Origin of the sequence: Streptomyces atratus, from assembly GCF_040655115.1 — a bacterium.
Taxonomy (GTDB): domain Bacteria; phylum Actinomycetota; class Actinomycetes; order Streptomycetales; family Streptomycetaceae; genus Streptomyces; species Streptomyces atratus_D.
Map to the genome: position 1 here is coordinate 17,193 of NZ_JBFAJH010000013.1, position 15,328 is coordinate 32,520.

A 15,328-nucleotide genomic window follows, 5' to 3' on the forward strand; every position below is an offset into this window, starting at 1 on the left:
CCCCCGGGGGCTGCATCGGTGTACACGCGCGCTCCGTCGGGGCGTTGGCGCGTCTCGGACGGGGCCCCACACTAACGGTATGGATGACCGGGGTGACGCCGAGCGGTTGAACGGGGGCGACCGGAGGGCGACGTTGCGGAGCGGCCGCACCGGCGTCAACACGAGGGTGTGCGGACACGGCGATGGCCCGCCGCCTGCGGGCAGGGTGCAGGCGGCGGGCCATCGGGGCCGGGGTTCGGAGTGTGGTCGGTGGTGCTCGGGCGGCCGGGGGTTCCAGCGAATCCGTCGGTCCGTCGCTTCACGGGCCTCGCGGTCAGACTGCGGCCTTCTTCAGGCGTCGCCGCTCCCGTTCGGAAAGGCCGCCCCAGATACCGAACCGCTCGTCATTGGACAGGGCGTACTCAAGGCATTCGGACCGGACTTCACAGGCGAGGCAGACCTTCTTGGCCTCGCGGGTCGATCCGCCCTTCTCGGGGAAGAAGGACTCGGGATCGGTCTGGGCGCACAGTGCGCGCTCCTGCCAGCCGAGTTCCTCGTCCGCGTCCTCGACCAGCAGTTGCTGGAACAGCTCGGTCATGTGCGCCCCTCGTCTGTCTCTTGCGTCCCCGTGATGCAGCCGTTATCGATTCGGCCGAACGACACGAGTGAAATTACAAGTGTGTGGATCCGAGCCAGTCAAGCGGAGATCTGCTATTGGGCCCGGTATTCACTCTGCGGAACCAAGCCTATGCGGAAAGTGTGCAAATCACCAAAAAACCTGACATATGCCACGGGCTTCGCCGGGCCCCCATCCCTCACGGAGTCAGACTCCCGAGAGGGCGGCCATGTTTCGATTCGATCACCGAAGCGATCAAGATCACAGTCGGGTCACGAGGCCGCTGCGACGTTTGAGGGCGCCGCTGTTGCGCCACATCTCCGGCACGGTGGGCGCACAAACCTTTCTCCGACCGGAGTAACCGGATGAGGTGAAACATTACCGCCAAAACGGGCATCGGGTTGACAACGGGAGCTTTGCTCGGTTCCCTTGCTGTCATGCCAGCGACCTCAGTGATGCACGTGACCCACCTCCGTGGGTTCCGCACCGCTGTCCAGGCTCGCTGTTGCTGTTCCAGCTGTCGCAGCTGTTGAGGCCTTCGCACTCCAGCCAGTCGCAGCTCTCCTCCGGACCCGGCCTTCTCCGGACAACCCGTCGAACGGCTTCTCCGCCCGGCGGCTGCCCGGTCCCTCCCCGGTCCACGCTCCTCGCGACACCCCCGGATCTCTGCATCTGCACTTTTGCCCTGCACTGCACTCACTTGCCGAGGAACCACCGCACTCATGAACAGCAACAGTGACCTCCAGATCGCCGGCGACATCCTTGAGGTCCAGCACCTCCTCCGGCCCGCCCGCCAGCACCCCTCCACGGTGGCCGAGTTCGTCGGGCTCGCCCGCAGCATCGCCGCCGACCGCCCGCAGTGGGCTCCGCTCGTCCAGTACGACGCGACCACCCGCTGGTACCACCGGCTGCTCACGGGTCCCGGATACGAGGTCTGGCTGCTCAGTTGGGTCCCCGGTCAGAGCAGCGGGCTGCACGACCACGGACTGTCGTCCGGCGTACTGACCGTCCTGGAAGGCGAACTGACCGAGCGTACGGAGCGAGGCATGCGATCGCTGGACTCCGGCGCGCAGCGCGTGTTCGCGCCCGGATATGTCCACGAAGTGGTCAACGACTCCCTCGAACCGGCCGTCAGCCTGCACATCTACTACCCGGGGCTCACCGAGATGCCCATGCACGCGGCGCAGTGCGCCTCGGAGACTGCCGACGCCGTACGCGCCTGACCCCACCCGTCGCCCACCACCACCCCCACAACGATCAGGCTGCGCCTGACAGTCCCACCCGTCGCCCACCACCACCCCCACAATGATCAGGCTGCGCCTGACAGACTGGTCTGTATGCGCATTGTGGTTCTGGCCGGCGGTATCGGTGGTGCTCGTTTTCTGCGTGGCCTCAAGCAGGCCGCGCCCGACGCGGACATCACGGTGATCGGCAATACCGGTGACGACATCCATCTGTTCGGACTCAAGGTCTGCCCCGACCTCGACACCGTGATGTACACCCTCGGCGGTGGCATCAACGAGGAGCAGGGCTGGGGCCGTACCCACGAGAGCTTCCACGTCAAGGAGGAACTCGCGGCGTACGGCGTGGGACCCGAATGGTTCGGGCTCGGCGACCGTGACTTCGCGACCCACATCGTCCGTACGCAGATGCTGGGCGCCGGCTACCCGCTGAGCGCCGTCACCGAGGCGCTCTGCGCTCGCTGGAAGCTTGGGGTCCGGCTGCTGCCGATGTCCGACGACCGGATCGAGACGCATGTCGCCGTCGACGTCGACGGCGAGCGCAAGGCGATCCACTTCCAGGAGTACTGGGTGAAGCTGCGCGCCTCGGTCCAGGCGCAGGCGATCGTGCCCGTCGGTGCCGAGCAGGCGAAGCCGGCGCCTGGTGTCCTGGAGGCCGTCGCCGACGCCGATGTCATCCTCTTCCCGCCGTCCAACCCCGTCGTCTCGGTCGGCACCATCCTCGCCGTGCCCGGGATCCGGGAGGCGATCGCCGAGGCCGGGGTGCCGGTCGTCGGCCTCTCCCCCATCGTCGGGGACGCGCCGGTACGCGGCATGGCGGACAAGGTGCTCGCCGCGGTCGGCGTCGAGTCCACGGCGGCCGCCGTCGCCCGGCACTACGGCTCCGGGCTGCTCGACGGCTGGCTCGTCGACACGGTGGACGCCGGGACGGTCGACGAGGTGGAAGCCGCGGGCATCCGCTGCCGGGCCGTGCCGCTGATGATGACGGATGTCGACGCGACCGCCGAGATGGCGCGGCAGGCGCTGGCGCTGGCCGAGGAGGTACGGGCGTGAGCGGCACGGCCGCCGGTGAGACGCCCTCGTACCGGGTGTGGGCGCTGCCCGGAATGCCCGAGGTACGGGCCGGGGACAATCTCGCGAAGCTGATCGCCGCCGCCGAGCCGGGACTGGCCGACGGTGACGTCCTGCTCGTCACCTCGAAGATCGTCTCCAAGGCGGAGGGCCGGATCGCCGAAGCCACCGACCGGGAGGCGGCGATCGACGCCGAGACGGTACGCGTGGTGGCGCGCCGCGGCACGCTGCGGATCGTCGAGAACCGGCAGGGCCTGGTCATGGCCGCGGCCGGGGTCGACGCGTCGAACACCCCCGCCGGGACGGTGCTGCTGCTCCCCGAGGACCCGGACGCCTCCGCGCGGACGATCCGGGACGGACTTCGGGACACTCTCGGCGTCGAGGTCGGGGTCCTGATCACGGACACCTTCGGGCGGCCGTGGCGCAACGGGCTGACCGATGTCGCCATCGGGGCGGCCGGGGTGCGGGTGCTGGACGATCTGCGGGGCGGAACGGATGCGTACGGCAATCCGCTGAGCGCCACCGTGGTCGCCACCGCGGACGAGCTCGCCTCGGCCGGTGATCTGGTCAAGGGCAAGGCGGAAGGGCTGCCGGTCGCGATCGTGCGGGGGCTCTCTCATGTGGTGGACCCGGCGGACGCGGAGGCCGGGTCCCGGGCGATGGTGCGGGTAGCCGCCGACGACATGTTCCGGCTCGGGACGTCCGAGGCGGTGCGGGAAGCGGTGACGCTGCGGCGTACGGTCCGGGAGTTCACGGACGAGCCGGTGGACCCGGCGGCGGTACGGCGCGCCGTCGCCGCGGCGGTGACGGCGCCCGCGCCGCATCACACGACACCGTGGCGGTTCGTGCTCCTGGAGTCCGAGCAGTCGCGGACCCGGCTGCTCGACGCGATGCGGGACGCGTGGATCGCGGATCTGCGTCGCGACGGGAAGAGCGAGGAGTCGATCGCCAAGCGGGTGCGACGGGGCGATGTGCTGCGCCGGGCGCCGTATCTGGCGGTGCCGTGCCTGGTGATGGACGGCGCCCACACGTACGGGGACGCGCGACGGGACGCCGCGGAGCGCGAGATGTTCGTGGTCGCGGCGGGGGCGGGCGTCCAGAACTTCCTGGTGGCACTGGCCGGTGAGCAGCTCGGGTCGGCGTGGGTGTCGTCGACGATGTTCTGCCGCGATGTGGTGCGTGAGGTGCTCGATCTGCCGGCGGAGTGGGATCCGTTGGGGGCGGTGGCGGTCGGGCGTCCGGCGGTCGCGCCGGTGGCCCGGGCGGAGCGGGGTGCGGAGGGGTTCGTCGCGGTGCGGTGAGGTGGGCCGGGGCGGGTTTTCCCCTGCCCGCCCCTTCCCGGGACCCGGGGGCGACCCCGAGTCCCCCTTTGTCCTCGATCGCCGTACGGGCTCGAAAGCGGCGCGGCCTGTCGCGACCCGCGGGCTCGGTTCGTCCTCAGGCACCGGACGCGCTCGCATGTGCCGCGGCTGGTCGTGGAGTGCGAGGCCGGGTCAGGTGTTTGAGGTGGTTTCAGAGGCGGGCGATGTCGCCTCTTGTCATGCGCGGAGCTCTGCGCGGCGGGGTGTGGCCCGAGAGCAGGATGAGGCGTGTGGCTCGGTGGCGTTGGCCCTCGTAGGGGGTCAGGAGCGTCAGCATTTCCGCATCGTCGGCGTTTCTGTTGCCTGCCAGGGCGTGCCCGATGATGCCGGGGAGGTGGAGGTCGCCCACGGTGACCGCGTCGGGGGCGCCGTTGGCTCGTTGGAGAGTTTCCGCCGAGGTCCAGGGGCCGATGCCGGGGATCAGTTCAAGACGGGCGGTGGCCTCGGGGAGGGGCATCGTCGCCGCTTCCTCCAGACGGCGGGCGACTCGTACCGCGCGCAGGATCGTGGCCGAGCGCTTGGCGTCGACGCCTGCGCGGTGCCATTCCCAGGACGGGATCAAGGACCAGGTGCGCGGGTCCGGCATGACGTGCAGGCCGTGCGTGCCGAACAGGTTCGCCGCCGGGCCGGGGGCCGGGGTGCCGTACGTACGGACCAGGAGGCGCCATGCGCGGTAGGCCTCGTCGGTGGTGACCTTCTGTTCCAGGATCGACGGGATCAGCGACTCCAGCACCAGGCCGGTGCGCAGCAGGCGCAGTCCGGGGCGGCGGTGCCGGGCCGCGGCGACCAGGCGGTGGCGGGGGCGGAATGCTTCCGGGTCGTCCTCCGCGCCGAGCAGGGCCGGGAGCTGGTCCAGCAGCCAGGACGCGCCGCGGCCCCAGGCCGTCGCCTCGATCCGGCTGCCCCGGTCGGTGATGTGGAGCGTGCCGGGGCCTGCCGGGGTGCGGGTGGCCCGCCAGACCGAGCCGTCCCGGTCGATGCGGAACGTGGGGTCGGCGGGGCCGCGGCGCAGCGGGCCGAGGACGAGGCGCAGGTCGAGCGGGCCCGGCGGGGTCCAGTCCCGGGTCAGTGTCTCCGGTACCGGACCGGTCGGCACCTGGCGTGGGACGGGCGTGCGTGGGGCGCTGCGGGGAGCGAATCGTCCTGCCACGGGTGAGGTCCTCGGTCGTCGGGAGTGCCTATCGAGGGTACGCGCCGCAGCGCGTACGTCATTCGTCCGACGAGAAGCGGACCGACGCGTCCGGCAGGACTGCACCGCACCAGACGCGGACGCCGTCCCGCAGTTCGTTGTCGGCGCCGACGTGGGCGCCGTCGCCGATGACCGCGCCCGTCAGGACCGTACGGCTGCCGATCCGGGCTCCCGCTCCGACCAGGGAGTCCGTGATCACGGCCCCGGGTTCGACGACCGCTCCGGCCAGTACCGCGGAGCCGTCGATCCGGGCGCCCTCGCCGATCAGGGCGTCCTCGCAGATGACCGTACCGCCGGTGAGTTTGGCGTCGGCGGCGACGGATGCGGTCGGCAGGACGAGCCGGTCGCCGCACCGGCCGGGGACGGCCGGGGACGGGGCTCGGCCGAGGACCAGGTCGGCGGAGCCGCGTACGAATGCCTGCGGCGTGCCGAGGTCCAGCCAGTACGTGGAGTCGACCATGCCCTGGAGGTGCGCGCCGGAGGCGAGCAGTCCGGGGAAGGTCTCGCGCTCCACGGAGACCGGCCGGCCTGCCGGGATCGTGTCGATGACCGAGCGGCGGAAGATGTATGCCCCCGCGTTGATCTGGTCGGTGACGATCTCCTCGGGCGTCTGCGGCTTCTCCAGGAACGCGGTGACCCTGCCCGTGGAGTCCGTCGGTACGAGTCCGAAGGCGCGGGGGTCCTCGACCCGGGTGAGGTGGAGCGAGACATCTGCGCCGGAGGTGGCGTACGAGGTGACCAGCGCGCGGATGTCGAGGCCGGTGAGGATGTCGCCGTTGAAGATGAGCACGGGTTCGTCCGGGCCCGAGGCGAGGCGGGACGCCACGTTGCGGATGGCTCCGCCGGTGCCGAGCGGTTCACGTTCGGTGACGTACTCGATGTGCAGGCCGAGCGACGAGCCGTCGCCGAAGTACGGCTCGAAGACCTCCGCCAGGTACGAGGTCGCGAGCACGATGTGCTCGACCCCGGCGGCCCGCGCCCGCGCCAGTTGGTGCATGAGGAACGGGACACCTGCCGCCGGAACCATGGGCTTCGGAGTGTGCACCGTGAGCGGGCGCAGTCGGGTGCCCTTGCCACCGACCAGGAGAATCGCTTCTTTTGCCTCTGTCACGGCACGTCTCTGCTTCCTGCTGGGGCCGGGCCTGGTTTTGGCTGGCCAGTGTATGCAGACCGGTCGGTTCATCACCGTCCGACAGCCCCGCAGCAGTCCGCAGCGGCGGGTCGTCAGCGGCCTTGCAGACGGGCGGAGCTGGTCCGGGCCGTGCCGAGCTTCTCGTAGAGGCGTGCTCCCGGGCATTCGGTGACGAAGCCGTCCCGATGACCGGAGATGACCTTGAGTTTGGCCTTCGTTCCCTTCTTGAACCGGTTGCCGCCGCCGGAGACGAGCGTGGTGCTGCCACTGGGGTCGGCGCCGAACAGGCCGAGCTTCCAGGCGGTGAGCTTGGCGACGGCGTTCACCACCGCGGTGGGCGGGTTGGACGTGGTGAAGGTTCCGAGCACCGCAATGCCCATGCTGTTTGCGTTGAAACCGAGAGTGTGCGCGCCCTGGACGGCCTTCGTCACACCTCCGGCGCGTCCTTCGTAGATATTTCCGCACTTGTCGACGGCGAAGTTGTAGCCGATGTCGCGCCAGCCGCTGCTCGTGACGTGGTAGCGGTAGATACCGCGAAGGACCGAGGCCGCTTGCGAACACGTGTAGCTGTTGCCCGTGGCGGTGTGATGGATGAAGGCGGCCTTGACGGACTTCGTGTACACGAAGGTGCTCTCGCGGAGCTTCTCCTCGGCGCCCCAGCCCTTGCGGGTGATGATGCTCGGGCGGGGGCCGATGTACGGCTCGGCGCCCGGGGCGACGCCGGCCGCGGCCTCGCTCTCCGCCTCGGTCTGCTCCTTGCTCAGCGCGGGGAGGACCAGGGCTTCGGAGGACGGGGCACGGCTGTCTCCGCTGCCCGCTGCGGCTCCCGGGCCGGAGGCGGGGAGTTGCTGCGGGTCCTTGCCCGGGTCGACGAGTTCGAGCCGCAGCCCGTCGGGCAAGGGGACGTGGACGCCGCTGCCCCGGTCCCGTCCGTCGGTCGCTTCGGGGCTCACCCGGACCTCGACGCCGTCGGAGCCGCCGACCCAGAGCGGGGCGGTGGAGCCGCGGACGGTCCCGGAGTCGCGTTCGGCGGTGCCGGGATCGGCGCCGTGCTCGGCGTTGTGGGTCTCCAGCTCCTGCCAGTCCGACCAGTTGGTGGTGCCGATGGCGCGGGTGCGGACCTCGACGGTGCCGTGGAGTTCGGCGTCGGCGTCGTCCCAGACGACACCGACCAGGGAAAAGGGGTGGACGTCACGTCGGGGCAGGCCCTGTACGGCGGTGGCGGCCCCCTCGGTGGGGGCACCGGTCGCCCGCGTGGACGCGGTGGACAGCGGAGCAAGTGGCAGGGACTGGGTCGACCCGGACACCTCGATGGGATCGGCGGACTCGGTCTCTGCGGTGACGGGGGTGTCGGGGGCGGCGCCCGCGGGCGCGGCGAGCGGCAGCACGAGGGCTGCCGAGCAGGTGACACCCATGGCGGATGCAATGAAGGCACGCATACGAACGATACTGAGCACAATCCGACAACTCCGGCTAGTGGGGCATCTCCTCGCAATTGACGAGCCGTCTGCCGAACCGGTGTACGCGATGACTGTGGCACCCGATCCCGTCCGGCGCGGCCGCGTACCCTTGCGCGGATGAACGCCAGCGACCGCACCCCTGCCGACCTGCTGCGTTCCGCGCTCGCCGCGGACCCGGCCCGCCCCATGGTCACTTTCTACGACGACGCCACCGGAGAACGGGTCGAACTGTCGGTGGCCACCTTCGCCAATTGGGTGGCCAAGACAGCCAATCTGCTGCAGGGCGACCTGGCCGCGGAACCCGGCGACCGGCTCGCCCTCCTGCTGCCCGCGCACTGGCAGTCCGCGGTCTGGCTTCTCGCCTGCTCCTCGGTCGGCGTCGTCGCCGATGTGCAGGGCGACCCCGCAGCCGCCGACCTCGTCGTGACCGGTCCGGACACGCTGGACGCGGCGCGCGCCTGCCGCGGCGAGCGCGTCGCGCTGGCCCTGCGTCCGCTGGGCGGCCGGTTCCCGCAGCCGCCCGAGGGATTCGCGGACTATGCCGTGGAGGTACCGAGCCAGGGCGACCGGTTCGCGCCGTTCGCACCGGTGGATCCGGACGCGCCCGCGCTGACCGTCGGCGGTGTCGCGCTGACGTCGGCGCAACTGGTCGCGCGCGCCCGCGAGAACGGTGCGGAGCTGGGTCTGACGCCGGGATCGCGGCTGCTGACGGGGCACACCTACGACACGTGGGAAGGGCTCAGCGCCGGACTGTACGCGCCGCTGGCCACCGGTGGCTCGGTGGTGCTGTGCCGGCACCTGGACCGGCTGGACGAGGACGGGCTCGCCAAGCGCATCGAGAGCGAGCGGGTCACCATCACCGCGGCACAACCGGCTCTCTGAGGGCACTCGTACGGCCCACAGCGGGCCGAGCCCCCGGGCCTGCGTCTCAACTCCGGTACATGATCAGCGGTACAGGCCCTGGGCACAACCAAGCGTGGGGTTCGGCCGTCTACTCCTGCGACCGGCGGCCCAGCGCGCTGCCGAACGTGAAGGATGGACGCAGACGTGACCGAAAGCGCCGGCACGCCGCCGGACCCCGAACACTCGGCCGCGGACAAGGACGAGGACACGTCGAGGGGCGAGTCGCAGGACAGGCCGGACGGGGAAGTCTCCCGCATGCAGTGGCGGGACGGGGCCGTCCCCGCCCGGCGCAGGCGCCACTGGCTGCGCTGGGCCGCGCTCGCCGCCTCGTTCCTCGTCCTGGTGGCCGCCGGCGTCGGCTGGTGGCTGTACCGGAAACTCGACAGCAACATCAGGACCGACACGTCCGTGGCCGCCGAACTGCGCGTGTACGAGAAGGAGCGCCCGCCGTCCGTCGTGCACAAGGCGCAGAACATCCTGCTCGTCGGCTCCGACAGCCGCGCCGGTGACAACCGCAGGTACGGTCGCTCCTACGGCGGCAGCCAGCGCTCGGACACCACGATCCTGCTGCACCTCCCCGCGGACCGTAAGAGCGCCACCGCAATGTCCCTCCCGCGCGATCTGATGGCAGAGATCCCCCGTTGCCGTACATCGGACGGGAAGCAGACCAAGAAGCAATTCGCCCAGTTCAACTGGGCCTTCGAGTTCGGCGGCACCGCCTGCACGATCCGAACGGTCGAGCGGATGACCGGGATCCGCATAGACCACTACATGGTCGTCGACTTCAACGGCTTCAAGGACATGGTCGACGCGGTGGACGGTGTGGAGGTCTGTCTCAAGGAGCCGATCGACGACGCCGACGCGCACCTGAAGCTGCGCGCGGGACGCCAGACGCTCGACGGTGAGCAGGCACTGGGTTACGTACGGGCCCGCAAGTCCCTCGGCAACGGGAGCGACACCGACCGGATGGACCGCCAGCAACGTTTCCTCGGCGCGCTGGTGAACAAGGTGCAGAGCGACGGCGTCCTGCTCAACCCGACCCGCCTCTATCCGGTGCTGGACGCGGCCACCAAGTCGCTGACCACGGACCCCGGCCTGGACAGCCTCAAGGATCTGTACGCGCTGGTGCGCGGCGTGCGCAACGTACCGACCGACAAGGTGCAGTTCCTGACCGTGCCACGACAGCCCTATGCCGCCGACCCGAACCGGGACGAACTCGTCCAGCCCGACGCGGCCAAGCTCTTCAAGCAGCTGCGCCAGGACGCCCCTGTCACGGTGGTCCCGGCGGACGAGCTGGCGCGCAGGAAGAACGAGGAGGGGCACGCCTCGGAGTCCACGAGTCCGACCCCTACACCCACCTATTCGGGCAACAACGCGGCCGCGGAACTGTGTAAGCAGTAAAGCAATGGCCAAGGAGTTGTCGACGATCGGCGTGCAATGAGCAGAATGACCGGTTGTAAGGTCCGTGGAATTTGTCACGCCCGTCGCTCGACGCCGAACTTGGCGGATAGTGTGACGCGATCCGGTGCTTCCGACCGTCAGGTCGCGCACTGCTGGAGCGAAAGATCGAGCGCCTTGTCGGGGGAGGCGCCTCGCGTGGCACCGACGGAGGACTCAGGCAACCGTGGATGCACAAAGCCGTGGGCGGGCGGACGAAATCGATCCCGCAGACCAATGGGTTCTCAACCCGCAGACCGGCGATTACGAATTGCGACTGCCCCAATCCGGAGGGGATTCGAGCCGCACGCCGACCCCACCGGGGCAGCGTGGTTCCCGGCGTGCAGGTGCGGTACGCGAGGGCAGTGGCGAACGCAGAAGCGGTGCGCGTGACGGCGGCGGGCGCGGCAACGGGCCGCGCCGCGAAGTACCGGCGCAGCGTGGCCGTCGTGCGGCCAATGGGCCCCGCGGACCGGAAGGTTCCGGTCCGGACGTCGCGGGCCGGCGCAAGCGCAAGCAGCCCAAGGCCCGCCGCAGAAAGGCACTCATCTGGACGGGCGGCGCGATGGCCTTCGTGCTGGTCGGCCTCTCGGTCGGCGCCTACGCGCTGTACCAGCACTTCAACAGCAACCTCAGCACAGTCGACGTCGGTGACGCCGGAAGCAAGAACGTCACCTCCTCGGGCCCGATGAACATACTCATCATCGGTACCGACAAACGGACCGGTAAGGGCAATGAGGGGTACGGCGACAAGGGCAGCGTCGGCCACGCCGACACCAACATCCTCTTCCACGTCTCCGCGGACCGCACCAACGCAACGGCGCTGAGCATCCCCCGCGACCTGATGACCAATATCCCGGACTGCCGCACCAAGCAGCCGGACGGCTCGGAGAAGATCATCCCGGGCACCAAGAACGTCCGGTTCAACACCAGCCTCGGCCAGGATGGCCGTGACCCGGGCTGCACCATGGAAACGGTCAAGGAGATCACCGGTCTGAAGGTCGACCACTTCATGATGGTCGACTTCAACGCGGTGAAGGAGCTGTCCACGGCGGTCGGCGGCGTCAAGGTCTGCCTGGCACATCCGGTCAAGGACTCCAAGTCGCACCTCGACCTTCCGGAGGGCGAGAGCAAGATCCAGGGCGAGGATGCCCTGGCGTTCGTACGGACCCGGCACAGCTTCGGCAATCAGAGTGACCTGGACCGGATCAAGGTGCAGCAGCAGTTCATCGGCTCGATGATCCGGCAGATGAAGTCGGACGACACGCTGACCAGTCCGACGAAGCTGTACAAGTTGGCGAACGCGGCGACCAAGGCGCTCACGGTCGACAAGGCCATCGGCTCGGGGACGAAGCTGGTGTCGCTCGCCAAGGAGCTCAGCAAGGTCGACACCAAGAACATCACCTTCGTGACGGCCCCGGTGATAGACAACCCGGCTGAGCCGAAGCCCATCACGGTGGTGCTGCATCCGCAGAAGGCGGACCAGCTCTTCGCGATGATGCGCGAGGACACCTCGTTGACCGAGGTGAAGGAGCAGAAGAAGGCCGCCAAGAGCAAGCAGGACGCACTGCTCAAGGGGACCAAGGCGGCTGCCGCCGACGTACGCGTCGATGTCTTCAACGGCGGCGACCGGGCGGGTGCCGCGCAGGAGACGGTCGCGTGGCTGCAGAACGACCAGGGCGTGCCCAAGTCCACCAACAAGGCCAACGCCCCGGCGAAGATCTCCAAGACGACGCTCGAGTACGCCCCCAACCAGGCGGACCAGGCCCGCGCACTCGCCGCCATGATGGGGCTGCCCGGCTCGGCCCTGAAGAAGGGCACCACCGACGCGGAGGGACTCCAGGCGATGGTCCTGACCCTGGGCGCGGACTTCAAGGGCGCGGGTGTGCCCATCACCGGACCGGCAAAGGCGCCGGCAGACATACCGCTGGCAAACGCCGCCAAGGCAGAGTGCGCGAAGTGATCCGAAGACACGGGATCGCGAGACGATCCTGAGCGACAGGGGGACCCTGGGGTGGGGCAGAGCAGCGTGCGCAGGAAAGGGACGCGGGGACGCGTTCCGCACGCCCGTGAGCTGGGCCGGGACGAAAGTCTCTACGGCGAGGACGGTACCGGCCCGCAGCCGGGCGGTGGCGGTGACAGTCGGACGGACCATCGGCGCGGCAAGCCGCGCAGGCGTGCCAGGAAAGCCGGTAGGCGGCGCGTGTTCCGCTGGATCGCGATCACGCTGTCGCTGCTGATACTGGGGACGGCCAGTGCCGGATACCTCTACTACCAGCACCTCAACAGCAATATCCGCAGTAGCGGACGCAGCGGCGGCGAGAGCGGTGTGAAGAAGGTCGCGCCCAACGCCCTCGGCGACACCCCGCTCAACATCCTGCTGATCGGCTCCGACAGCCGGAACAGTGCGGCGAACGTGAAGCTCGGCGGCAGCCGGGACACCGTCGGCGAGAAACCGCGGGCGGATGTCCAGATGCTGCTGCACATCTCGGCGGACCGGAAGAACGCCTCGGTGGTCAGCATTCCGCGCGACACGATCGTCGAGATCCCCGAGTGCAAGGACACCAAGACCGGCGAGACGTTCCGCGCCACCACGACCAAGCCCATCAACGAGTCGCTGCAGCGCGGGGGTCCGGGCTGCACCCTCACCACCTGGGAGAAGCTCACCGGGGTCTACATCGACCACTGGGTCTTGATCGACTTCGCCGGTGTGGTGGCGATGGCGGACGCGATCGGCGGTGTCGAGGTCTGCGTGAAGACCGGCGTGTGGGACAGGCCGACCCGGATGGTCCCCGGCGGCTCCGGGCTCAAGCTGCCTGTCGGTCGCAACACCGTCAAGGGCGAGAACGCGTTGAAGTGGCTGCGCACCCGGCACGCGTTCGGCAATGACCAGAACCGGGCAAGGGCCCAGCACATGTACATGAACTCGATGCTCCGTACGCTCAAGAAACAGAGCGTGTGGTCCGACGCGGGCCGTCTGATGGATCTGGCCGAGGCGGGCACCAAGGCACTCCAGGTCTCCGACGAAATCGGTTCGGTGAAGAAGCTCTTCGATCTGTCGATGCAGCTCAAGAACGTGCCGATCAACCGCATCACGATGACGACGATCCCGACGGTCGAGTGGTCACAGGACAAGGACCGCCTCGTTCCGGTCGACAAGTCCGCCGACAAGATGTGGCAGATGCTCCGTGACGACGTCGCCTTCGACAAGAACGGCAAGCCGGCCGGCGCCAAGCCCTCGGCCTCCGCGAAGCCGTCCGGTCCGGCCGCGGCGGCGCCGAACACCCTCGGCATCACGGTGATCAACGGTACCGGCGGCGGCGGGGTGTCCGTGGACGGCCGGGCCCGTGGCATGGCCGAGACCCTGCAAGGCAAGGGCTTCACCCGAACCACCTCCTCGCAGAGCCCGGAACCGCGCAAGGACACGGTGATCAAGTACCCGCAGCAGGACGGCGAGCAGGGCAAGTCCGACGCGCTGTCCGTGGCCGAGGTGCTCGGACTGCCGACCACCGCGGTCAGGGCCGACGCGAAGGTGGACGGGCTGACGCTGGTCATCGGCGCGGACTGGCGCGAGGGGGCCACCTACAAGGAACCGAAGGCGGAGGCGGGTGACCTCCCGGACGGTGCCGACGACCTCAACGCCGCCGATGCGGGCGAGTGCATGGACGTCTACTCCGTATACAAGTGGGACGGTAAGAGCTGACACGTCCCCGCCGTTGGTGATGGCCGGGCCCCTGAGGGCTCGGCCATCACTCATATGCTCCGCAGGAGTAATCAGACGCGCTGCGATCCGGCCTTCACCGCGGGGCGGCGGCTGGCGATGACCTTCCTCGCCAGCGAACGCGGGCTGGTCAGGAAGCCGTAGCCCCAGGACATGTGCATGGTGGCCAGCGCCACCGGGATCTGGGCCCGTGCCGTCAGCGACAGGCCCTTGCCCGCCGGGAGGGACCCGGCGGCGATGGCGGCGACATAGCCGGCCGGGACGACGAACGCCCACGGCGTGACGGCCGCGCCGAGCACGAGGCCCGCCGCGATCGCGCAGACGGCGGTCGGCGGGGCGAGGTAGCGCAGGTTGATCGAGCCGGAGTGGTAGCGGGCGACGACATGGCGCCAACGGCCGTAGTCCTTGTACTGCTTGGCCAGCGCCTTCACCGAAGGACGCGGCCGGTACTGCACCTTCAGTTCCGGCGAGAACCAGACCAGTCCGCCCGCCTCGCGGATCCGGAAGTTCAGCTCCCAGTCCTGGGCCCGGATGAACTCCACGTTGTACCCGTCCGCCTTCTCCAGCGCCTCGCGGCGGAAGACGCCGAGGTAGACGGTCTCGGCCGGGCCCGCCTGGCCGCCGGTGTGGAAGGCCGCGTTGCCGACGCCTATCCTCGACGTCATGGCCGCGGCGACGGCGTCCTCCCAGGCGTTCTCGCCCTCGGCGTGCATGATGCCGCCGACGTTCTGCGCGCCGGTCTCCTCCAGGAGGCGGACGGCGGTCGCGATGTAGTTCGGCGAGAGCATGCCGTGGCCGTCGACCCGCACCACGACGGGGTGCGAGGAGGCCTTGATCGCGGCATTGAGCGCTGCCGGGGTCCGGCCCGTCGGGTTCGGCACGGTGTGGACCCTGGAGTCCTCCCGTACCAGCTCGGCGGCGATCTCGTCCGTACGGTCCGTGGACGGGCCGAGCGCGATCACGACCTCCATCCCGCCGGCGTACTCCTGCTCCAGGATGTGCCGGACGGAGTTCCTGAGATGGCGTTCCTCATTGAGCACCGGCATGATCACGGAGACGGCGGGGTACTGCGCGGCAGACATGTGGTCCTCGGGGGTCCTCGGGGGCGCCGGGGGCTCTCACCCCAGGAGGCGGCGTTTCGGCCGCCACGTTACCGCGAACGGGGGACACGGGCGCGCGCCGCAAGGTCGCTTCCCGGTATGGAGATCGTACGGGCCT

General features: G+C 69.6%; 12 protein-coding genes. 7 read left to right on the forward strand and 5 right to left on the reverse strand.

The annotated features are described in order from the left end of the window. Positions 1–313: 313 nt before the first annotated feature. Positions 314–577: a WhiB family transcriptional regulator gene (locus AB0I23_RS17090; protein ID WP_030927001.1), complete on the reverse strand. Its 264-nt coding sequence runs from the start codon at positions 575–577 to the stop codon at positions 314–316. Between the two features lie 740 nt (positions 578–1,317). On the opposite strand from AB0I23_RS17090, the gene AB0I23_RS17095 reads away from it, so the two are divergent. The 3 genes from AB0I23_RS17095 (at position 1,318) to AB0I23_RS17105 (ending at position 4,208) form a co-directional block, all read left to right on the forward strand. Further along, on the forward strand, positions 1,318–1,818 hold the full coding sequence (locus AB0I23_RS17095; RefSeq protein WP_359110003.1) for a cysteine dioxygenase: 501 nt from the start codon (positions 1,318–1,320) through the stop codon (positions 1,816–1,818). A gap of 114 nt (positions 1,819–1,932) precedes the next feature. After that, positions 1,933–2,889, forward strand: coding sequence for a 2-phospho-L-lactate transferase (gene cofD / locus AB0I23_RS17100; protein ID WP_359110005.1), 957 nt, complete (start codon positions 1,933–1,935; stop codon positions 2,887–2,889). Further along, the gene (locus AB0I23_RS17105) at positions 2,886–4,208 is read left to right on the forward strand and encodes a coenzyme F420-0:L-glutamate ligase (RefSeq protein ID WP_359110007.1); all 1,323 of its coding nucleotides are present in this window, start codon (positions 2,886–2,888) and stop codon (positions 4,206–4,208) included. Before cofD ends, AB0I23_RS17105 begins: the two co-directional genes overlap by 4 nt. 211 nt (positions 4,209–4,419) lie before the next feature. Here the strand turns inward: AB0I23_RS17105 and AB0I23_RS17110 are convergent, their stop codons facing one another. The 3 genes from AB0I23_RS17110 to AB0I23_RS17120 all read right to left on the reverse strand — a co-directional run bounded on the left by AB0I23_RS17110 (position 4,420) and on the right by AB0I23_RS17120 (position 8,028). Then, positions 4,420–5,418 (reverse strand): DNA-3-methyladenine glycosylase family protein, encoded by a 999-nt coding sequence (locus AB0I23_RS17110; RefSeq protein WP_359110009.1) that lies wholly within the window; start codon positions 5,416–5,418, stop codon positions 4,420–4,422. Between the two features lie 58 nt (positions 5,419–5,476). Then, a complete protein-coding gene (locus AB0I23_RS17115; RefSeq protein WP_359110011.1) occupies positions 5,477–6,568 on the reverse strand; it encodes an NDP-sugar synthase in 1,092 nt (363 codons plus the stop codon). A gap of 113 nt (positions 6,569–6,681) precedes the next feature. Then, entirely contained in the window at positions 6,682–8,028 is a 1,347-nt protein-coding gene (locus AB0I23_RS17120) for a peptidoglycan recognition protein family protein (protein WP_359110013.1), read from the reverse strand. A 138-nt stretch (positions 8,029–8,166) separates the two neighbouring features. On the opposite strand from AB0I23_RS17120, the gene AB0I23_RS17125 reads away from it, so the two are divergent. From AB0I23_RS17125 to AB0I23_RS17140, 4 genes are all read left to right on the forward strand, one after another. Continuing rightward, on the forward strand, positions 8,167–8,931 hold the full coding sequence (locus AB0I23_RS17125; RefSeq protein ID WP_359110015.1) for a TIGR03089 family protein: 765 nt from the start codon (positions 8,167–8,169) through the stop codon (positions 8,929–8,931). A gap of 165 nt (positions 8,932–9,096) precedes the next feature. Beyond that, entirely contained in the window at positions 9,097–10,353 is a 1,257-nt protein-coding gene (locus tag AB0I23_RS17130; RefSeq protein ID WP_359110016.1) for an LCP family protein, read from the forward strand. 223 nt (positions 10,354–10,576) lie between these two features. Beyond that, positions 10,577–12,352, forward strand: coding sequence for an LCP family protein (locus tag AB0I23_RS17135; protein ID WP_359110018.1), 1,776 nt, complete (start codon positions 10,577–10,579; stop codon positions 12,350–12,352). 240 nt (positions 12,353–12,592) lie between these two features. Continuing rightward, entirely contained in the window at positions 12,593–14,092 is a 1,500-nt protein-coding gene (locus AB0I23_RS17140) for an LCP family protein (protein ID WP_359110020.1), read from the forward strand. Positions 14,093–14,163: 71 nt separating this feature from the next. On the opposite strand, the gene AB0I23_RS17145 is transcribed toward AB0I23_RS17140, so the two are convergent. After that, a complete protein-coding gene (locus AB0I23_RS17145; protein WP_359110021.1) occupies positions 14,164–15,192 on the reverse strand; it encodes a glycosyltransferase family 2 protein in 1,029 nt (342 codons plus the stop codon). Positions 15,193–15,328 lie beyond the last annotated feature (136 nt).